The organism is Arthrobacter alpinus, from assembly GCF_001445575.1.
GTDB lineage: Bacteria > Actinomycetota > Actinomycetes > Actinomycetales > Micrococcaceae > Specibacter > Specibacter alpinus_C.
The window spans coordinates 603,359-624,802 of sequence record NZ_CP013200.1 but is presented as its reverse complement, the minus strand read 5'-3'; the positions used below and the strand labels follow the sequence as shown (position 1 = coordinate 624,802).

16 protein-coding genes and 1 pseudogene are annotated in these 21,444 nt (G+C 57.1%); 10 read left to right on the top strand and 7 right to left on the bottom strand.

The window, feature by feature from the left end:
- Positions 1-45 precede the first annotated feature (45 nt).
- Together AS189_RS02635 and AS189_RS02630 are read right to left on the bottom strand one after the other, a co-directional pair.
- Positions 46-675, bottom strand: coding sequence for a histidine phosphatase family protein (locus AS189_RS02635; protein WP_062286158.1), 630 nt, complete (start codon positions 673-675; stop codon positions 46-48).
- A gap of 46 nt (positions 676-721) precedes the next feature.
- Positions 722-2,233 carry a CCA tRNA nucleotidyltransferase gene (locus tag AS189_RS02630; RefSeq protein ID WP_062286156.1) on the bottom strand — a complete coding sequence of 504 codons (1,512 nt, stop codon included), beginning with the start codon at positions 2,231-2,233 and terminating at the stop codon, positions 722-724.
- 137 nt (positions 2,234-2,370) lie between these two features.
- Between AS189_RS02630 and AS189_RS02625 the strand changes: the two genes are divergently transcribed.
- From AS189_RS02625 to AS189_RS19750, 10 genes and pseudogenes are all read left to right on the top strand, one after another.
- The gene (locus AS189_RS02625; RefSeq protein ID WP_082634000.1) at positions 2,371-2,901 is read left to right on the top strand and encodes an NUDIX hydrolase; all 531 of its coding nucleotides are present in this window, start codon (positions 2,371-2,373) and stop codon (positions 2,899-2,901) included.
- Between the two features lie 237 nt (positions 2,902-3,138).
- The gene (murJ, locus tag AS189_RS02620; protein ID WP_062286152.1) at positions 3,139-4,797 is read left to right on the top strand and encodes a murein biosynthesis integral membrane protein MurJ; all 1,659 of its coding nucleotides are present in this window, start codon (positions 3,139-3,141) and stop codon (positions 4,795-4,797) included.
- 133 nt (positions 4,798-4,930) lie between these two features.
- On the top strand, positions 4,931-6,367 hold the full coding sequence (locus tag AS189_RS02615; RefSeq protein ID WP_062286150.1) for a hypothetical protein: 1,437 nt from the start codon (positions 4,931-4,933) through the stop codon (positions 6,365-6,367).
- Between the two features lie 128 nt (positions 6,368-6,495).
- On the top strand, positions 6,496-7,452 hold the full coding sequence (gene trxB, locus AS189_RS02610) for a thioredoxin-disulfide reductase (protein ID WP_062292798.1): 957 nt from the start codon (positions 6,496-6,498) through the stop codon (positions 7,450-7,452).
- Positions 7,453-7,468: 16 nt separating this feature from the next.
- Positions 7,469-7,795 (top strand): thioredoxin, encoded by a 327-nt coding sequence (gene trxA / locus AS189_RS02605; protein ID WP_062286148.1) that lies wholly within the window; start codon positions 7,469-7,471, stop codon positions 7,793-7,795.
- A 258-nt stretch (positions 7,796-8,053) separates the two neighbouring features.
- On the top strand, positions 8,054-8,623 hold the full coding sequence (locus tag AS189_RS19755) for a hypothetical protein (RefSeq protein WP_129587130.1): 570 nt from the start codon (positions 8,054-8,056) through the stop codon (positions 8,621-8,623).
- Positions 8,624-8,721: 98 nt separating this feature from the next.
- Positions 8,722-8,997, top strand: coding sequence for a DUF222 domain-containing protein (locus AS189_RS02595; protein WP_062286144.1), 276 nt, complete (start codon positions 8,722-8,724; stop codon positions 8,995-8,997).
- Between the two features lie 10 nt (positions 8,998-9,007).
- Positions 9,008-9,793 (top strand): hypothetical protein, encoded by a 786-nt coding sequence (locus AS189_RS02590; RefSeq protein ID WP_129587129.1) that lies wholly within the window; start codon positions 9,008-9,010, stop codon positions 9,791-9,793.
- A 295-nt stretch (positions 9,794-10,088) separates the two neighbouring features.
- Positions 10,089-11,500 (top strand): annotated as a pseudogene (locus AS189_RS02585) (integrase core domain-containing protein).
- Positions 11,501-11,702: 202 nt separating this feature from the next.
- Entirely contained in the window at positions 11,703-11,924 is a 222-nt protein-coding gene (locus AS189_RS19750) for an HNH endonuclease (RefSeq protein ID WP_160320791.1), read from the top strand.
- Between the two features lie 478 nt (positions 11,925-12,402).
- On the opposite strand, the gene AS189_RS02575 is transcribed toward AS189_RS19750, so the two are convergent.
- From AS189_RS02575 to rsmG, 5 genes are all read right to left on the bottom strand, one after another.
- On the bottom strand, positions 12,403-15,003 hold the full coding sequence (locus AS189_RS02575; RefSeq protein ID WP_062292791.1) for a polynucleotide kinase-phosphatase: 2,601 nt from the start codon (positions 15,001-15,003) through the stop codon (positions 12,403-12,405).
- Positions 15,004-15,005: 2 nt separating this feature from the next.
- Positions 15,006-16,388, bottom strand: a complete 1,383-nt coding sequence (locus AS189_RS02570; RefSeq protein WP_062292795.1) for a 3' terminal RNA ribose 2'-O-methyltransferase Hen1 — start codon at positions 16,386-16,388, stop codon at positions 15,006-15,008.
- 2,130 nt (positions 16,389-18,518) lie between these two features.
- On the bottom strand, positions 18,519-19,532 hold the full coding sequence (locus AS189_RS02565) for a ParB/RepB/Spo0J family partition protein (RefSeq protein ID WP_062286135.1): 1,014 nt from the start codon (positions 19,530-19,532) through the stop codon (positions 18,519-18,521).
- 89 nt (positions 19,533-19,621) lie between these two features.
- Positions 19,622-20,677 carry a ParA family protein gene (locus AS189_RS02560; protein WP_272946733.1) on the bottom strand — a complete coding sequence of 352 codons (1,056 nt, stop codon included), beginning with the start codon at positions 20,675-20,677 and terminating at the stop codon, positions 19,622-19,624.
- 74 nt (positions 20,678-20,751) lie between these two features.
- Positions 20,752-21,390 carry a 16S rRNA (guanine(527)-N(7))-methyltransferase RsmG gene (rsmG, locus tag AS189_RS02555; RefSeq protein ID WP_062286133.1) on the bottom strand — a complete coding sequence of 213 codons (639 nt, stop codon included), beginning with the start codon at positions 21,388-21,390 and terminating at the stop codon, positions 20,752-20,754.
- Between the last annotated feature and the right edge of the window lie 54 nt (positions 21,391-21,444).

The window sequence follows — 21,444 nt, the reverse complement described above, 5'->3', positions numbered from 1 at the left end:
CTGGACTTCGCCGCGCTCAAGACTGCCCGAGATTAAGCCAGCCCGCTACAGTCCCCACTGCTCGATCGCGGGGGTTTTCTTGTCCCAGCCAAGCGTGCAGGTTTTGGCGGTGCCGAGCACAAAGTGCCTGCCTGCGGTCCCCGGCAGTCGCAGCCAGCGGGCCGCCATGATGCGTAGGAAGTGCCCGTGGGCCACGAGCAGCACATTGGCAGGGGCGCCATCCGCCCGCGTGACCGACAAGGCGCGAGCCACAATCAGATCAGCTCGCGCCGCTACCTCATCGAGGGTCTCGCCATTGGGCACGCCGTCATCCCAAATCAAATATCCGGGGTTCTGGGCGCGCACCACAGCACTGTCAATGCCTTCGTAGTCGCCGTAGTCCCATTCCACGGCATTCGGTTCCACCACTGCATCAGGAAAACCAGCCAGTGTGGCCGTCCGGCGTGCGCGTTGCAACGGCGAGGTCAGGACCAGGTCAAAGTCGACGCCGGACAGTGCGGCCTGTGCGGATCGGGCCTGATCTTCGCCCAGCTCCGTCAACGGCAGGTCTGTCAAGCCCGTGTACTGCCCGCTGCGGGACCACTCGGTTTCACCATGGCGCAAGAGCCAGAGCTTGGGGCCGCCCGGGACGGCTACGGCGCCAGCGGGAGTGTTTCCACTATCTGCATTACTCATTGCGTATATTCCAATCAGAGAATATTAGTGATCGAGACGCACGGTCTCAGCCTTGGGCAGGCTCTTGGCGTTGTTCTGGAGCTTCGGGCTGCTCTAGATCTTGGAGCTGTTTTGGATCTTCGGGCTGTGACTCAGGCTGTTCAGCCCACCACTGCCGCAGAATTTCTTCGGCCTTTTCAAGACCCAGGGGACCGTATTCCATCCGTTGTTCCAGCATGAAGTTGTAGGCGCGTCCCACCACACGTCCTGGCTTGATACCCAGCAAGGCCATGATGGCGCCACCGTCCAAGTCGGGCCGAATCGAATCCAGCTCTTCCTGTTCAGCCAGGACGGCAATGCGCTGTTCCAAGTCATCATAAGCAAAAGCCAGACGATCGGCCTTGCGCTGGTTGCGAGTTGTGACATCGGAACGGGTCAGCCGGTGCAGGCGCTCCAGCAAGGGTCCGGCATCGGTCACGTAGCGACGAACAGCCGAATCGGTCCAGCCCGCTTCGCCATAGCCGTAGAAGCGCATGTGCAGCTCTACCAGGCGCGAGACGGCCTTGATGGAATCGTTGTCGAAGCGCAGCGCCTTCATTCTCTTGGCGGTGAGCTTGGCCCCAGCGAGGTCGTGGTGGCGGAAGCTAACTCCGCCTCCCGGTTCAAAACGGCGGGTCTTGGGCTTGCCTACGTCGTGCATTAACGCCGCAAAGCGCAGCACAAAATCGGGGCCGGGCACCGGACCATCAGGACCGGTTTCCATGGAAGCTGCCTGCTCGAGAACCTGCAACGAGTGCTGGTAAACGTCCTTGTGTCGGTGGTGTTCATCCGTTTCGAGCTTGAGCGCGGGAATCTCCGGCAAGACCAGCTCGGCCAGTCCGGTATCCACTAAAATGTCGATGCCAACTCGCGGGTGCGCACCACAGATGATTTTCACGAGTTCTTCGCGAACCCTCTCAGCCGAGATGATGCTGATCCGGCCAGCCATCCCCGTCATCGCGGCTAGGACGTCCGGGTGCAGCGCAAAGCCAAGCTGTGAGGCGAAGCGTGCGGCCCGCATCATGCGCAACGGGTCATCGGAGAATGAATCTTCGGCGGCGCCGGGGGTGCGTATCAGTCCGGAAGCCAGATCCTTGGCGCCACCAAACGGGTCCACAAGCTCCATTTCAGGCAGCCGCAGGGCCATCGAATTGACGCTGAAGTCACGGCGCTGCAGGTCATCCACCAGTGATGTTCCAAAGGCCACCACGGGCTTGCGAGAGTCTGGATCGTAGGCTTCGGCGCGGTAGGTGGTGATCTCAATGAGCAGCACCTCTTGCTGGGCGTTCCGCTTGCGGAAGCCGATGGTGCCAAAATCACGGCCCATCTCCCAGTGCGAATCAGCCCACTTTTTAGCAACAGCGAGGATCTGCTCCGGGGTGGCATTCGTGGTGAAGTCCAGGTCAGGGGACGTCCGGCCCAGAAAAAGGTCGCGAACAGGTCCGCCTACGAGGGAGAGCTCAAAGCCGGCGTCGGCAAAGAGGCGTCCCAGTTCAAGAACAACCGGGTCAAATTTTGAGGTATCAGGCACTAAATCCATGGTCCCTTAAGAATGCCAGACTTTTAGTCCTCGAGGCTTGCGCCGGAAAACGCCGTTGCCTCACCCGTCCCAAGACACCACAAATCTACTCCGGAGCCTGTCATCATCCCCGGGCAAAGGTAGCTAGAGTGGACTGCATGGTTCACCCTGTGCCGCGCGCGCCTAAGAGGAACCCGTTGCCACCGGCAATGGGGCCGCTTGGAGTGCCCGGCGCACCCAGCCAATTGCCAACTGTTGAAGAAGTTTCGGCCGGCGGCGTGGTGGTTGCAATGCACGACGGCGTCCCTACCGTTGCGATCATTGCCCGCATCAACCGCGGTGGTCGGCTTGAGTGGTGCTTGCCCAAAGGCCATCCCGAAGGTGAGGAAAACCACTGCGAGGCTGCGGTCCGCGAGATTGAAGAAGAAACCGGGATCGCAGGCGAGGTGTTGGCAACCTTGGGCAGCATTGACTACTGGTTCACAGTCAGCGGCCACCGAGTTCACAAGACGGTCCATCACTTCTTATTGCGTGCCACTGGCGGATTCCTGACCATTGAGAATGATCCGGACCATGAGGCAGTGGATGTGGCGTGGGTACCTCTGGATGAACTGGCAAGAAAGCTCTCCTTCCCCAACGAACGCCGCATCACCGATCTAGCCCGGGAATTGCTGCCGGAGCATTTCTAGCCGCATTCAGGGGTTTCCTATGGCTGCCACCTTAGGCCCCTGCGCGGCCCCGCTGTCAGCGCACGCTAAGCCCGCAGTGAGATGATGGTAGCGATGTCTAATGTAGAACGGGTTAACATCCCGCCTAAACCCGTTGCCGCCCCGCGCGTGCCTGCCCCTATTGGCGCGCCCGCCAAGACACCTGCTACGGGCAGAACTCCTGTTCAGAGCAGCGCATCGGCAGGGGGTACGGGACGGATGAGCGCTTCTGCGGCCCGCTCCAGCGCCAACATGGCAGTGGGCACCTTGGTCTCCCGCGTGTTGGGGCTGATTAAGGGAATGATCTTGAGCATCGCCGTGGCCGGCACGGTCATCGGTGACATCTTTGAAGGTGCCAACTACCTGCCCAACTTGATCTTCCTCATGCTGGCCGGTGGCGTTTTCAACGCGGTGCTGATCCCGCAGATTGCCAAGGCAAGCAAGCACCCTGATGGCGGCCGTGACTTCATATCCCGGTTGCTGACCCTAGGACTTCTTGGTTTGCTGACGCTGACCGCCGTCGTCATGCTCCTTGTGGTCCCCATCATGAGCCTGTCCACGTCCTTCAGCGGTAAGCAGCTGGAACTGGCCATCACCTTTGGTTTGTTCCTTCTGCCGCAGATCTTCTTCTACGGTCTGTTCTCGCTCCTGGGGCAGGTCCTCAACGCCCATAACTCCTTCAAGGCGTACGCCTGGGCCCCTGTGGTGAACAATGTGGTCGCCATTGCCGGACTGCTCGTGTTTATTTTCGTTGCTGGCAGCTCCGCGACTAACCCGCACACGGTCGGTAATTGGACCACCGGACAATCGTGGATGCTGGCCGGTACTGCTACTTTCGGCATCATCGCTCAGTCCGTGGTGTTGCTGGTGCCGGTCCATCGGCTTGGCTTGAACCTGCGGCCCAAGTTCTCTTTGAAGGGCGCAGGACTTGGCGCCACAGCCAAGATCGCCACATGGACCATGGGAACCATGATTATTGGCAACTTGAGCTTTATTGTCATCCTGCGCATTGCCACCATCCCGAGCGGAGAAGACACCAATACCGGCGGGTCTGTGTATCCTGGGGCTCTCGTGTTGAGCCGTGCCACCGAGATGTACATCATGCCGCATTCCACCATCGCGCTGTCCATTGCCACGGTGATGTTTACGGCCATGGCACACGCCGCGGCCAGCAAGAACCTTCCGGCGTTGCGGTCCTCCGTCTCCAGCGCCTTGCGGACCACGGGGATGGCCACGGTCTTTGCGGCTATGGCTTTGCTGGTGCTGTCCGGTCCCCTCGGGATGCTCTTTAGTGGAAATCATGAGCTAGTGGGCCGACAGGTAGCCATTACCTTGGCTATTTTGGCCGTCGGTGCTCCGTTCTTCAGCATCAATTTCATTTTGAACAGAGTGTTTTACTCTCAGGAGAATGCCAAGACGCCATTCATTCTCCAATGCATCGCGGTGGCTGTGCTTCTGACATGTGTATTGATAGCTGGCCAACTGCCACCGCAATGGATCATTTACGGCATTGCACTGAGCTACACCATCAGCAACTTCGTGGGGCCCGTCATCAGCCACCGTTTCCTGAAGGCCCAGCTGGGAGATTACGGCCGCGGCCTGATCATGCGCGCCCACATGCGCTTCCTTGCCGCTGCCCTGGTCTCCGGCATTGTCGGAGAACTGGTGCTGCGGCTCTTCGGTAGTTCCACACCCGGCGGCTTCATGTGGACGTCAATTCAAGCCTCAGTAGCTACCTTGGCCGTAGTAGGAACCGTGATGGCAGTGGTTTATGTGCTCGTTTTGAAGCAGCTCCGCGTCGATGAAGTTGATGCCCTCTTGAATCCGCTCATCAAGAAAGTCCGCACCCGGCTTCCGGGTAAAATCGCGGGTAAATAGGACATTCCGTGACGGCCGGGGCAATACAAGGCCTCAACCACGGAAATTGAAGTGTTTTCCGATAGAATCAGTCAAAATATGGCTCGTGTTATCCATTCGCACTTGCCACCGTGTTTGTAATAAGGAGGATTTGGTGCCACAACCTATTGATGTGGGCTCCATCCTTGGCGGCCGCTACAAAGTGACCGGCCGCATCTTGGCCTCAGCCGAGAACGATATTATCCTCGATGGCCTTGACCAGGTCCTCAACCGCCCCGTCAGTATTCTGGTGGCTGCCGTTGAGAATTCACCTTCCCTGACGCAGAGCGCCAGGGAAGTTGCCACCGGCGCCAGGGTCTCCAATGTTTCCATTTTGGACCTTGGCGTAGAGGACAATGCCACATACCTGATCGCCGCCCGAACCTCCCCGGCAGACCTGCTGGATCTGGTGGTTCCCACGGAACCAGCAGAAGAGGTCTATCAGGAACCCTTCTTCACCGATACCCTCGGCACGGAAATTTTTGGCAAGGCCCGCGATGCGGCCCCAATCAAAAACGCTTACGTTTACGAAGACAACTCTCCGCTGACACCCGCGCATCCTCTGCCCGGCGTTTCACAGCAGAGCGTCCCGCCGGTTTCGCAGCAACCAGCCACACCGCCTCGTGAGGAACCCACAGTGGCTCCCACAGCGGCAGTGGCTGCAGCAGCAGTGGCGAGTGCCGCCGTCGTTCCTCCCACCCCGGCAGCTGTCCCACCCGTTGCTAAGGTCACTTTGTGGGACGAGGATGACTACGCTTTCATCAACGATGACCATGAGGAAAGCCTGGTCGAATCGCGACGACCGAACACCTTCCCTGCGGAACTGCGTGAGGCTGGCGATGACTACGAGCAGGTCGACGATTTCTTAGACGAAGATGAAGACGACGAACGCAACGCTCCCCGTGTAAGCGGCCGTTGGCTGACAGGTGCCATTGTCAGCGTCCTGCTCATTGGTGCGCTCATTTTCGCTATTACCCACATCACCAGCTTGTTCCCCAACTCGGACACGCAGGCTGGCGGAACCACCACCGCCGCGCCGCCGCCGCCCGCGGAATCCAAGACACCCACTACAGAGGCCCCGAAGCCAGTGGTCGTGGCCCCAGTCATCAAAAATCTGACTGACGTCACTGTCTACGCACCGGGTGCACCGAACTATGGTGAGGCGTTCTTGCCGCGTCTGAAGAACGCCATCGACGGCAACATCGCCACGTATTGGCCCACCGTTGAGTTCTCCAGTGCCCCGTTTGCAGACCAGACGGACAGCATTAACCTGGTGGTCGAGTTGCAGGCTGAGTCAACCATCAGCTCTGTCACCATCAACCAGCTTGCCGGCACTGGCGGTCAGTTTAATATTCTGACTAACAGCAAGCCGGATCTGCAGGGTGCAAAGAAGATTGGTAGCGGCTCATTCAGCGCCCCCGAATTCACGTTGACGGCCGCTCCTGGTGTTACCGCAAAGTACGTGATCATCAACTTCACGGAACTGCCCAGGCTGCAGCCGTTCGTCACCTACCCCTTCGGATTGAAGATCACCGAAATCAGCATCAAGTAACCCGCTTTCAAGCCGTCCACAACCGATGCATGGAATAACCGTGTCCCTGCGCCGGTTGTGGATAGCGAAGGAGCCATTGGGCCGCCAGGGCGCGGTTCCATTCATTGAAGGAAGAGGAACACTCACCCGTGAGCACTGAAGTTACCCCCGCCAGCGATATTCGCGACGTCATCATTGTCGGTTCCGGCCCGGCAGGCTACACGGCCGCGATCTACACTGCCCGCGCCGATCTCAAGCCACTCATGATCGCCGGCTCAGTGACTGCAGGAGGCGAGCTGATGAACACCACCGAGGTGGAAAACTTTCCCGGCTTCCCTGATGGCATCATGGGACCTGACCTCATGGAAAACCTCGGCCAGCAGGCTGAGAAGTTCGGCACCGAGGTGATGTACGACGACGTCACTTCTGTTGAGCTCGAAGGCGCCATCAAGACTGTGACCTTGGCCGATGGTCAGGAATTCAAGGCTCGGACCGTCATCATTTCCACGGGCTCGGCCTACCGAGAGCTGGGTGTTGAAGGCGAAAAGCGCTTGGTCGGTCACGGCGTAAGCTCCTGTGCCACCTGCGACGGTTTCTTCTTCAAGGGCCAGGACATTGCCGTTATTGGCGGCGGAGATTCCGCGATGGAAGAGGCCATCTTCCTGACCAAGTTTGCCGATTCCGTCACGGTTGTTCACCGCCGTGATTCCCTACGCGCATCCAAGATCATGGCTGAGCGCGCCTTGAACCACCCGAAGATCAAGTTCATCTGGAACTCGGAAGTTGTCGGCATTGACGGCGACTCCAAGGTGACCGGTGCCCGCTTGAACAACCTCCTCACCGGCGAGCAGAGCGAATTGGCCGTCACAGGTATTTTCGTTGCCATAGGCAACGATCCTCGCGTTGACCTCGTCAAGGGTGTCTTGGATCTGACCGCCGCCGGTACCATCGCTGTCGAGGGGCGCACCTCCAAGACCACCGTCAAGGGCGTCTTCGCCGCGGGAGACGTAGTAGACCCCACGTATCGTCAAGCCATCACGGCTGCCGGGTCGGGTTGTGTTGCAGCGCTTGACGTAGAACACTACCTGGCCGACCAGAACTCCTAAGAGAAAGCAGATTCCAATGAGCAACGCCAAGAGCGCAACAGATGCAACATTTGCAGATGTAGTACTGAATTCAGAAAAGCCCGTCATTGTGGACTTCTGGGCCGAATGGTGTGGCCCCTGCCGCAAGCTGGGTCCCATTCTGGATGAAATGTCCGTTGAGTACTCGGACAAAGTCGAGGTTGTAAAGGTGGATGTTGATGCTAACCCCGCCATCGCCGCCAAGTACGGAATCACCTCCATTCCCGCCGTATACATGTTCCAGGGTGGCGAGGTCAAGGAAACTGTTATCGGCGCACGCCCCAAGCAGTACTTCGAGAAGGAATTTGCAGATTTCCTGAAGTAGGCCTTGGTCTGCAGCAGTTCTTGCAAACAGCTTAAAAGGGTAGGAGCCGGACATTGTCCGGCTCCTACCCTTTTAAGCCAGCACGAATATAGGCCAGCACGGTCTTGAGCCCGCACCGGCCCAGGACCACCATTCTCCCAGATTGATTCTAAGCGTCGAAAATTGCTTCCGCCTTTCCCTGAATCTAACTCCGAATGAGCTCAAGTGTTGCCTCTTTTTGCGCGATCCGTAAGTTTCACGTGAAACTTTCTGACGATCATGGGCGCCCGTGTATTTCTGAATTCTGCACAGCGAGCAACATTCTTGTGGCCAACGATGGAAGCACGGCACACTCGGCACGCGTCCACATTAGAAATTATTTATGAGAATATTTTAGAAAGCATTGTCCTTCAAGTAGACAAAAACTATAATTTAGACATGGGCTGTTCAGCGAATTTCCCGGTTGCTCGGGACGATTCATCCAGCACATTAAGTGTGGTGGAGCAGATTGCTGAATTGGCTCTTCCCGTCAGCGGACCGCTCGGTGCTGACATTGACGCGATGCGGACTCTCCCGCCGTTTCACTTTCCGGATGATTTCTGCACTCCAAAAGCTGATTCCGGCACCGCCAACACTGAACGTTCGGCACCCGTCAAAACTGCTCCTGACGGGTCTCATCCTGTTGGGGCAACTTCAAGCGGTTCCACGCCCGCAGCTCCCGCCGACCTTCCATCGGCCACAGCAGATCACTCTCATACACGGCCGGAACCTCAGCTGGAAGCGGTAAGGATGCTGATGGACGAATGCACAGACGCAGTTGTCGCATTGAAGAAACATCAGAACCAGTGAGCCGCCCTAGCCGCCGTCCTCATTAATCGCTTACAGGCTGCGACACACACTTGGAAGCCAACATACTGACACTGGGCTCATGGCAGCATCAACCTCATATGGCCGAGGTACGCGCAGAACTTGCTGGCATTCTCAACATCCCCGAAGGCATAGCCGATCGGCTCATGGTCTACGCCACCACCCTCGTGAATCACCTGCCGGCTACTCTGAGGGCCTTGAGCGACGGCTGGCTGGGGTGGGACACCGTAGCGATCATTGCCGATGAGACCAACGTACTTCGTAGTTCCGGGCTACCGGTCGAGACAATTCAGGCCTTTGAGCTGGCTCTCCTAGGCAAGGCCTCTAGGTCCACGCTGCCCAACTTCCGAGAATAAATTCCGACGCTTGCGTGAACGAAGCTACCCCGAGAGCATCCCCGCAAGAACCCGCCGTTCCTTCGCCAGCCGTTGGCTGCGAGTCACCCACGGACAAGATGGCATGTCATGGCTTAACTTGTATGCACCAGCTCCCCCGGTCGACGGAATCTGGGATCAGAGCGCCTTCACCGCCCAAGCTGTGCAAGGTCCCCAGGACCGCACGTTGACCCGGCTCCGCGCAGATGTCGCCGCGGCCCTGCTGCTGAACCAGCCCATGGCCCAGAATCACATCCACTCCCCGTATGGACCAAAAGATCCAGACATCGGCAGCAGCGCTGCTGCTGGCACCTCATCAGAACCCTGCTCAACAGGCCCCGTTGACGCGGCTACCAGTACTGTGTCCCCAAGACTTGAAGGTAGCAAGTTCAGCCGGATGACGGCGGGAATGGCAGAGCTGGCCCGCACGCGCAACAATCCAAAAAACCTGTACCAAGGTACAGACCCTCAGCCCGCTCACGATGGCGCAATTGCCGACAAAGATCAGGGCTGGTACCGGTTGTCTGCAGGCGAAGTCCCACTCTTTGACGATCCGAACCACCAAAAGCCTGGGTTCAAGGACCCTGATATTCGGAACCATCCCGATTGGCATCCAGCTGCTAGCCCGCTACACCTCACCCAGGCACCACTTTCCAAGGGGACCACTGGGTCTGAAGCTAACGGAACAGGCCCGGCATGGCCACCCCTGACACAAGTGACTCCTGTGCTCCTGGTTCCTGTCTTCTCCATACTGGGTGCCACCAATGAGCCTGCTTGAACGGAAGGCTACGGACCTATCAGCACGGAAGCCGCTGCGCATCTGATGGCGGAATCCTGAAGCTTCTGGCGGATATTGGTGGATCACATCACCAATCAGCCACTGGACTGTGCTCCGCAGCGATACGGGGTCACTAAGGCTGGCGGATAGCCCTACTTGGTACCGGCAGTCCACGTGGTTGGTGTGTAACCAACCTCAGCACTTCGTGGACACACGATCTCTTGACATCGGAGACGAGATGTCTCATGACTTCGTGGACACCGTTCTGGCAGGTTGACCTGTCATGGTCGGTGGCATGACCAATGCACTTTCGCCCCGTGTTCGGGCCATGATCATCAACTACGACCCTTCCCAACCCCATGCACTGCCTGTGACCGATTTTTGCCGCTCGTTGAAGGTTTCGAGGAGCGTGTTCTACAAGATCCGTGATCGGGCAGCCAGTGAATCGACGGCTGCATTGCATCCACGGTCCCGGGCGCCGAAACAGCCGGCCCGGCGGTATGGGCCCGACGTCGTCAACGAGCTGGTGAAGATCCGCAAGCAGCTCAAACTCGATGGGTGGGATTACGGGCCGCGGACGATCTATTACGAGGCTACGATCCAGGATGTCTTCCCTGGCGGCGTGGTGCCCTCGGTGGCAACCATAGCGAGGCTGATCTCCAGCGTTGGGCACGTCGATGCGGCACCGAGAAAGCGTCCGAAGTCTTCCTATATCCCGTTTGCACGGTCCTCGGAGATGGCGATGTGGCAGCTCGACGCGTTCGAGTACCGCCTCACTAACGGAAAAGTCGTCACCATTTACCAGGTCATTGACGATGCCACCCGCTATGACGTGGGCACCTGGGCCCATGCCAGGCACGAGAACAGCGCCGACGCGAAACTAGTGCTCGAGCGCGCGATCAAGGAATACGGGGCACCGCTGGAGGTACTCAGTGACAACTCCCTGGCATTTAATCAGCTGCGCCAGGGCGGCGTCGGATCGGTGGAGATCTTCCTTGCCTCCCGCGGCACGATGCCGATCAGCGGTCTGCCAGGCAAGCCCACCACGCAGGGAAAAAATGAACGCTCGCACCAGACCCTGATCCGTTTCCTTGACGCGAACCAGCCGGCCACACTCGAGCAACTGCGTAAGCGCGTCATCCATTTCAGGGATCACTACACCAACCGCCGCCCCCACCAAGCCCTGAAGCAGGCGACCCCCGCGGGCGGCGTGGGAGCTTTTGGAGCACACGCCGGCAACGGAGCCGATTCCGTTGGCGATCCTCGAGGGGAAGGCGGCCCAGTATCGGCAGGTACGCAGGCTGCGCCAATCTGACCTTGGCCGATCATCCCTGACGATCGGCAAGGACGGGCAGCTGCTGCCCGAGCCAGCCACAACCGCTGCGCAGGAGCAGCAGGGTGCTGATCAGTCACTGGTGGAAGTAACCGCCGCGAACAGGCAGGTCTACTATCAGGGCTATCACGTGTCGCTGCCAACGACGTTCGCCGGACGTCAGTTCTACCGGACCATCACCGATGATGAGTTCCTTCTCCTAGCTCCGGAATCTGGGGAGGTCGTGTTCTCGTTCCCGCTGCCCATGATCGCCCTACAAGTCAGGGGGGCGATACGTGGCTTCTTACGCCATCCAAGGCGCGAAGGTATCGAATCCGAGCAAACACTGGGAACGAAAACTCGCAGAGTTCCAAGAACACTATGCACAACGGTAGGAACAACTCCCCGCAGTCTTCGACGGCTTGTAGGGCTTTCTTCGGTGACGCCGGGGCTTGGTGGTAGATGTGTACAAACTCATGAGCCCCAGCGTCTCCGAAGAGACGAGATTCGGTGTCTACGAAGTGACGAGGTTACACACCAACTCCGTGGACTACCAGTACCAACTGGGGCTATCCGCCAACTAAGGCCATGCGGACCATGCTGCGTATTCGCGATGAATATTGCCATTTCCCTGGCGGCAATGGCAAAGCCTGTTCCTCCAATGTTGACCACATCAAGAAGTTTGACAGCGGCGGGACCACCATCTTCGGCAACCTCTATTCGCTATGTGATGTCACCACCTTCTCAAGCACTTCAAGGACAATAAGACTCCTGACGGCCAGTATCGCAGCGATCAGTTTCCCGAACGCAGCGGCGTGAAAATGCGGGGCTGGACACCTGCCATGACGGACAACGGCGTTGCCTGGATCCCACCATCCTGCTGGTACTTCCCGCCCAAACTCAGCGACAGACAACCACCTGTCTACACAGAATGGCTGGGCAAATACATCCACCATTGTCTCCGAATTCAGTACATACAATCTGCTCTGAAGATAGCAGCTACCGCCGCACCGCGCCTCCCCAGTTCCGAGTCAGCAGAGCCGTGGGATGATGACAACATTCCAGAACCACCCGCTGGTATGTTCCCCAGCGCCGAAGATGACGAGATTCTCACCCAAATGGCAATCGAAAGCCATCTACTTGAACATGCCTCGGACGATCTAAGGGAAAACTAGCACCAGATCATCCGCTCCATCCCCGATGAGCATCCCTCACAAGGTATCCCGCCATCATCACATCGATCCGTTCGTTCATGTTTCACGTGGAACATCCGTTCATCATTCTCAGATTCTGGTCATCAGAGCCGGGCGTCAACACGATCCGACTCCAGCGCCAACACCCCAAAGACTGCCTGATGAACTCTCCATAGGGGTTCACCAGCGACCATCCGATCCAACGCTTCGATGCCAAGCGCATACTCTCGTAGCGCCAGTGATCTTTTAGGGGCTAAGTTTCTGTCTTTCAGTCTGATCAGATTGTGGGGGTCCGTGTAGTCAGGACCGTAGACCATACGCAGGTACTCGCGTCCCCGAACCTTAATGCCAGGTTGCACAAGATCTTTGCCGCCGCGTGATTTTCCAGATCTTTCAGCTTGGTTCTTTAGCGGTTTCACTACCATCCCCTCACCACCATCTGCTGTCAGGTCCTGCCACCACTGCACTCCTGTAGAGGTGGATTCCCCGCTGCCCGTGCTGATCACAATGTGTCGGGTCGGACGGATTAGTACTGGGTCAGCCTTCACGAGCCTGTCCACCAGATCAAGATGCCACGTGTGGTCCCGCCCAGAATGTACCGCCCCTTCAGATGCCAACACTTGGAAAGGAGCCAGTTGCACCCCTTCCAGTCCATTGGTGGGTGCGGTGTAGTTTTGATAGGCAGCGATGTAGGCAGCCGCATTCTCTTGACGGGATCGAATTCTACCGAGTAACCCAGCAACGTCGGCGCCAGAGGCAAGTGCCTGCTCTAGGGCTACCACGGCGTCATCCAAGCTGCTGGTGGCGCTGGCACCCACAGCCGCGTACTGGCCACGAATCATATCGTCCGCTTTGAATGACCAGGGAAGAAGTTCTGCGTCTAGTAAGATCCAGTCCGTTGCCAGTTCCTCCCAGAGTCCGGCCTCCTCCACCGCTGCATCGATTCGCGTCAGAAACTCATCAGCTGTCTGCTGTTTGAAGAATGGTCTCCCTGTCCTCGTATACACGGTGCCACGCCACCCAGGCGGCGCATCGAATTTCACAGGATTGCGCGTTAGCAGCACCACGGCTCGGGAACCCATGTGCTTTTCTTCGCAGATGACGGCCTCAACCCCAATCTTGTTGTATGAATCAAAGGCCTCAGCTGGATGCTCCAGATGGTCTGGTAGTTTCGATGTAGATACCGGGCTCATGGTGGGTGGCAAATATGGCATCCAGCGCGGATCAGTCGCCCAGCGACTCATGACCTCAAGTGCACCGGCTGCTTGCTCTTGACGGATGCTGATGCGTCCATGGATGCTGGTTTGGATCGTCTGCTTCCCAAGAATGTCACTCATCTTGAGCATGCCGTCGGTACGCTCCCCGACATCCTGGGCAGCGCCTCCCCCAGGAGGCGCAGAGCCAGATTGTTTCGCACCCCGTGCTGGAGTCAGTGGCTTGGCGGGTGCGAACCACATTTTCTCAGCAGATACCTGTACAACTTCCCTTTCGGGATAGCGCAACGCAGTCAGCTTCCCGCCAAAGACACACCCCGTATCCAAGCACATGGTGCCGTTGACCCACTCAGTGTCAAGTGTCGGGGTGTGTCCATAGAGGACAGCAGCCTCGCCTCTGTAGTCATTGGCCCAGGCATACCGGACAGGAAGCCCATACTCATCAGTTTCGCCTGTAGTGTCCCCATACAGAGCGAAGGCTCTGACTCGCGCTGAAGCTCGCCCCTGATAGGCCTCGATCATGCCGGCATGTGCCACCACCAATCGTCCTTGGTCCAAAACCAAGTGCGAAACCAACCCACGGCAGAAGTTCTTGACCTCGAGCCTGAACTCCTCAGACTCTGTGGCCAGTTGAGCCAGTGTTTGAGCTAGGCCATGGGACGTTTGAACCGTCTTCCCGTCTAAGGCCCTAACGAGCTTGTCCTCATGGTTCCCGGGGACCGCTCTCGCATTTCCCTGTGCCACCATTCCCATGACGAGCCGGAGGACACCAGGACTATCAGGTCCCCTATCTACAAGGTCTCCAACGAAGATCGCTTTGCGTTTCTGGGGATGCTCTGCATCAAGTACCCGCCCTTGCCCATCTCTGCTAAGTCGGTAGCCCAGCTTCTCTAGGAGCTTGCACAGTTCGCCTAAACACCCATGAACATCTCCTATGACATCGAAGGGTCCCTCATCAAACCGGAAGTCGTTGAGCAGCGGTTCCCGTCGAATACTCGCCTTCTCCATAGCCTCGACAGAACCCAAAGTATGAATCTTCCTGAAGCCCTCTCTACCAAGACCCTTCAGAGAACGTCGCAATTGATCGTGCTGGCGCTTGATGACGTGGTGATCCAAGGTTCGATCGGTTCGACTGTCATTGCGCTCTAAACTGACGGACAAGGGCACATCAAGAACTATGGCCACCGGCAGCACGTCGTGGGCCTTGGCCAGTGCCACCAATTGTCGCCGTGCATCCGCTTGGACGCTTGTAGCATCTACCACCGTCAGGAGCCCGGCATCGAGACGCTTGCCAGCGACAAAATTCAGTGATTCAAAGGCTGCCTTGGTTGCGCCCTGGTCATTCACGTCATTGGAGACCATCCCCCGGAAGAAGTCACTGCTCAGCGTTTCAAATGTCCCAAAGTTCTTGGCCGCAAAGGTGGATTTTCCGGAGCCGCTTGGTCCGATCAACACCACAAGACAGAGCTCCGGGATTGCCAGTTCACTCATGATCATGCCTTCCTGAAGATTGCCATCTGTGTTGGTGGACCAAGATGCTCATCAGCATCCCCGATACTTCGACGTTCAGCGCTGTAACCGTAGGTAGAAGCTATGCTCACTATCCATTGATCGAATTCGGCTCGTGTCCATTCAAATCTATGGTCTGGGTGCCGAAAGGAACCTGACGGGAGCAGAGGATACAGGGAGTTGAACTCGGCGTTGGGTGTGGTAACCACGACGGTCTTTGGTTGTGCGTACCCGAAAACAGAATTCTCTAACGCAGCCAGCCGCTCTGGCTCAATGTGTTCCACCACTTCCATCAGGACAACTGCGTCATAGTCTCTCAATCTGTCATCCAGATAAGTGGCAGAGGACTGCAGCAGACGTACTCGTTCCTTTTGCCTATCGCTAAGCTCGCGTAATCCTAGACGTTCTTCGGCCCTGTTGAGCATGTGGGGAGATACGTCAGTACCAACAATCGAGGAGAACGTCGGGTCGGAGAATAGCTTCTGCAACAAGGCCCCTTCGCCACAGCCCATGTCAACAACTCTTCGAGCACCAACCTCATCCAGTGCCGTCAGAACGGCCTCAACTCTCAGGCTACGCAGAGCTTTCCTTGCCGGTACCAACTGGGCAGGTTCTCCAGTGTCGATTTCCCCTTCTTCATTGATGAGAAAGCCTACTTTTTCAGTCATACCTCTCTGATGAGCCAGATATCGTTGAATGATGATTTCCCGCTGCGGATGCGTCTCCAACCAGCCAGCACCGGCTCGCATGAGTTTTTCGACTTCATCGTCGGAGACCCAATAGTGTTTGGCATCCTCCATGACGGGCAACAAGAGATATATCTGCCGTAGTGCATCGTTGAGCGGCATCGTGCCTGTCAACGTGATTTTCACATAAGCGGAGTCCCCCCAGTTGGGAAATTTTGAGTCCAAAGGGATAGGGACTTCATTGACCCTCCAGCCAAGCGGCTCAAAGAGGCTAGTGGCGAACCCTGGCTCACCCGAGACCGAAACCGATGAGAGTTGAATGACCAACTGCAGGGGGCTAGCGGCAAGTTCAGGACGCTCGTTGCATCTTCCACTCATGGCGGTGCTGAACACCTTCCCTAAGGCAACCGACATGAGGGACGACGACACATATGGCCTGTCATTTATGTAGTGATCTAACGAGTCCTGCGTTCCCGTCCGAATGTGTTTGTTGCGCACCAAGTCAATTGCGTCTACTTCTACGAGTAGCGCTGCCGTACACCGTTTAGGTGTGACCTCAGGGTAGAAGACGGTGGCTATCCCCACATTGAGATCGAAGGGCTGAACTTTGCCGGGTTTCTTATGGAGAAGGTAGCCCAGATCGCTCGCGTCCGGACCGATGTAAGTAATCGTGACGAGCAAGTTACCCCCAAGTAGTTGCGTTGTCCGACTCACCCTACATCTACGCATCCTGTAGCGCAGTTCGTTACATGGATGCTGAACGAATATTCGTCCCCTTTGATGGTGCATCGTTCCACGTGAAACATACAGATGGTGGACAGCTTTACTAGGTAACGGTGGCACACAAGTCGGTGTGCAGCCCAAGCGCTACGTCGACACCTAGCGGGCGGGCAACTCCGTCGTGGTCAATGACCGGGATTGCAGCCCGCGGACAATCCACTACCAGGCTACGATCCAAGCGACCTTGCCTTGAGGCGGAGTGGCGCCTTCGGCTGAGACTAGGGTGCAGCCACTTTCCAGCTACGGGCTGGTAGGAGCTGTTCGGAGATGACGTTAGTGTGCCGCCTGCCCAACGAGTGGGCGACTGTGATTTGGCCGGCGCATGATGGGCCAACCCGCGTTGACGTGGGCATTTCTGTGCAGGCACCGCATGAGAACGGGGCAAATGTGAAGTGAGTGCACGAACTGGCGATGCGTGGGCACGGATCAACACAGGAGCTGATGAATGACAACTCCCTCGTGTTCAACCGGCCGCAGAACCGATACACACGCTACGGGGAACAAGACGGCACACGCGGCCCTCACCACGCAGTGGAACCCGCAGAACCCAAGACAGCCCGGAGCCCCGTACGCCCACGCCGGCAATAGAATCGGCTCCCCTAACCTTTCGCGATATCCAGAGAACCCAACGAACTCACGCGCTCCGGCCTCACAGCGTAGACCAGAGCTGATGTCCAACTGGCGGCGATATTTCACATCACCCGCATGTTGCTCAGGTACCAACCGAGGATATTCCCTATTCAAAGACTCTGCCGCTTATATGAATACACAGACCTCTCAGGAGGCAGCTTCTCTCCCTCGCCCAGGTGGACGCTTATGTTCCCTGCGGCAGGGCCAAGATTGCAACAGTGGCCGCAGTGGCTGTTGGCAGGGCGGGCTAGCGGTTTGAACCAAAACAGTGTCGCCTCCCACAACGCCCGTAGCACCGCGATCCCAAGCAATAGGACTACATGTTTCACGTGAAACGCTTGCCGATGTGAATGACAAAAGGGCTGAAAGCCGACACTGGTAGAACGCTCACGATCGATGAGCGTTACCTCGCGCGCAGTAGGCCCATCACGAGTGACACCATCTACCCCAAACTCACGATTCAATGGATGGCGATCGGGACAATCCAAAATCTGAATCGGAGGAGAAACCCTGGATCCGCATACAACGCCGACGCGTCGCATTCAGTCGTAAAGTATTGGATGGAAGTTTCAGGCTTTGCGATTTCTTTGCTGAGCCCCGCTTACTCTTACTCTTCACTGCTTCACTCGGCAGTTCCCTTCGCGGCTAACGCCAGTAGCGCGGGCCTCAGATGCCACGAAGTCCATCAGCAGCCACCAACACCCCTCTGAGGGCCTAGAGCAGGCCGACTAGCCGGGAAGCTCGGCAGCTGCGACTGAGGCTCCAAAATCGTCTCCAGGGCAGCTCCTAACAGGCCTCGCGTAGCTGCGGGGCTCCCCCTGGAGATCCACGGGCGGTGTCTGGCGGAGTCCATTGCGGCAATTGTCAGTTCAGTTCTCACAAGACACGCACAGAATTTCTCGTCCTCCGAGAGTCAGTGCACCCGGTAGTTGCAGTACCCGGAGAGCCCCATTTCTCGTCTAATCGCCTTTCAACTGAGTCGCCACGATTAGTGATCCAATTCCTGCCCAGTGCACTCCCAGGGCCTGCCCCCGCCACCGACACAAGCCTTCTCAGGAACGTGGGCTGTCGGAACGCTATTTCATCCGCATGGCTCCATGGAATCAGAACCCGTCCGTCCGCCAGTGAACTCTGCCGCAAGAATGGATTTCAGGACTGGGTTTCAGTAACTGAACCAATATTTCTCAACACCGTCGAAACACGACGGCTTCAGTGCCATTCCTCGTTTCACGTGAAACATCGCCTCACACTCATGAATACGTCGAATTTCCGCGCACTTGCAGCTCATCCCGCACCAATGCACCTCAAAAAATGACTCCTTAGGATCAATCCAGGAGAACCGACTTAAACGCGAAAGCGGCGGTGTTTCACGTGAAACACCGCCGCTTTCATTAAAAGCTACTAATGACCGCCGGGGCTCAAAACATCCATGATGCGGTTGAGGTCTTCGACAGATGCAAACTCGATACTGACCTTACCCTTACGCGCGCCCAAAGAAATCTTGACATTCGTATCGAGTCTGTCAGCCAGTGAAGTGGCCAGGAAATCCAGGCGCTCATGACGTGGGCTCGGATTCTTTCCAGCCGCCTTCTTGCCGTCAAGCGGAGCATGGTGAAGCTGAACAGCTTCCTCAGTGGCCCTGACGGACATACCCTCAGCCACGATTTTTTGTGCGAGGTTCTCCATAGATACAGCATCAGGCAATGCCAGCAATGCGCGTGCGTGACCGGCTGACAAGACTCCGGCAGCCACCCGACGCTGAACCACCGGAGGAAGCTTCAGTAACCGCAGAGTATTAGAGACTTGAGGTCGAGAGCGGCCAATCCGGTCTGCCAGCTGTTCGTGAGTGGTGCCGAAATCCTCCAACAACTGCTGGTAAGCAGCTGCCTCTTCGAGAGGGTTGAGCTGACTACGGTGCAAGTTCTCCAGCAACGCGTCACGGAGCAGGTTGTCATCGGTAGTTTCCCTGACAATAACAGGGATCGTAGCCAGTCCGGCGGCCTGGCTTGCTCGCCAACGGCGCTCACCCATGACCAATTCGTACGGCTGATCACCCTTTTCCGTGGATTTACGGACCACGATGGGCTGCAGAACACCAATTTCACGGACTGAATGAACAAGTTCAGCCATATCGTCTTCATCAAAGACAGAACGGGGCTGCTTACGGTTGGGATGGATCTCGCCAACCGGCAACTCCATAAATGTTGCGCCTGGAACTTCAACAAGTTCCGGCTGCTCGGCAAGAGCTGGCTTCTTCGCCGTCCTGCTGGGAGTTGTTGCTGCCTTACGGCTCTTGGGCTCCGGGAAAAACAGGTCCACGGGGCGTGTGGGCTGTGAGGATCCTGTCTCATCGCCAGAAGAGTTCGGGATCAGGGCTCCTAATCCACGGCCAAGACCCCTGCGCTTGTCAGTCATTGAGACATCCTCCGTTGAATGAAACCCGGGTTGTGTGGTTTCTGATGAATTTCATAGTGAATTGCAAAGATTCTAGCCGAATAATCGTTTTAAACCGTGGACCGCTCGGCCAGTTCAGCAGCAGCTTCCAGATATGACAGGGCCCCCGTTGAGGAGGGATCGTAGGTCATGACTGTCTGCTGGTAGCTGGGAGCCTCCGAGATTCGAACGGAACGCGGAATCATTGCTTGCAGAACCTGCTCGGGGAAGTGCTCGCGCACATCTGCCGCTACGTGGGCGGCCAGATTGGTGCGTCCGTCGTACATCGTCAGCAGAATAGTAGAGACCACCAAATCTGAGTTCAAGTGCTTTTGGATCATTTCAATGTTCTTCAGCAGCTGGCTCAAACCTTCCAGTGCATAGTACTCACACTGGATGGGGATCATGACCTCATTGGCTGCACAGAACGCATTGACTGTCAGTAGTCCAAGGCTTGGCGGGCAGTCAATAAATATGAAATCAAGGCGCGCCTCACCATTCTTGGCACGGAATTTCACATACTCGTCAATAGCTCGACGCAGCCGCTGTTCACGGGCAACCAAGGAGACCAATTCAATCTCCGCGCCGGCAAGGTGGATAGTGGCTGGCGCGCAGTACAAATTGGCAATGTCGGGGCACTGGGCCACCACATCGGCCATAGGGACGTCATTGATTAGGACATCATAGATGCTGTCAACATCGGCATGATGAGGGACACCCAATGCCGTGGAAGCATTACCTTGGGGGTCATTGTCGATCACGAGGACCTGCAGGCCCGCTGACGCCAGGGCTGCTGCAATATTGACAGTGGTTGTTGTCTTGCCCACACCACCCTTTTGATTGGCAACAGTCAGGATACGCGTCTCTACCGGGCGGGGAAGTTTCCTCCCGAGCAGCCGCTCACGTCGTCTGGTCTCGCTGACCAACTGGCTGGCAATAGGACTGTTGTCATCAAAGGCGTCATCCATTGGACTCAATGCATCCGCCTTTGTTTCACGTGAAACAGTCGAGTTGACGCTATGTGAACGCTTATCAACCGAATTTGATTGATTTGAGGCATTAGAACGTGCCGACCCCAATGTCATGAACGGAGGGATCCGTTGCGAAGCTGCTTCGCTACTGGTCACGCTGACACTCTCACTTTCCTGTGGCGATGTTTGCCAACCTCTAGCCTATCGGTTCATTCCCACCGCTGTGGCGATCAGCGCCGCTTGACCTTCACGCGAACCACCGTTGTGGGTTCTTCCAAGACATCCTGGCCGGCGATCACGATTGACGTTTCGTAGCCACCCAAATTCCTGATCGTCTTACCTGCTGTCGCAATTTCCTCTTCGGCGCTGCGGCCCTTGATTGCCAGAAGCTCACCCTGGCCACCCAAAAGCGGAATCGTCAAGGGAGCCAACGTCTTCAGGGCAGAGACAGCCCGCGCGGTGACCACCGAACATTCCACCTTGCCAATTGCAGCCTCTGCACGCGAGCGGATGATCTCCACGTTGGAAAGTCCCAAGTCCATGACTACCTCCTCGAGCCAGACCACACGCCGCTCCAACGGCTCAATGAGCGTTAGATATAGATCGGGACGAGCGATGGCCAGGCAGAGGCCCGGGAGGCCAGCCCCACTGCCCACATCGGCGACCTTGGCGCCGTCGTCGATCAGCTCAGCCACGACGGCACAGTTCAGGACGTGTCGGCTCCACAAACGGGGTACTTCTCTAGGACCGATCAGCCCGCGCTCAATGCCCGATGTTGCCAAGTGCTCAACATAGCGCTTGGCAAGGTCCAACTGATCGCCGAAAATGCGCTCAGCCGCAGCCGCTTCTTGTTCCGTAAGTTCCACCACTATTGTGTCCTTATAAAATTTAGGTCCCGGCTGCTCCCCTGAGGCAGCGGCCGG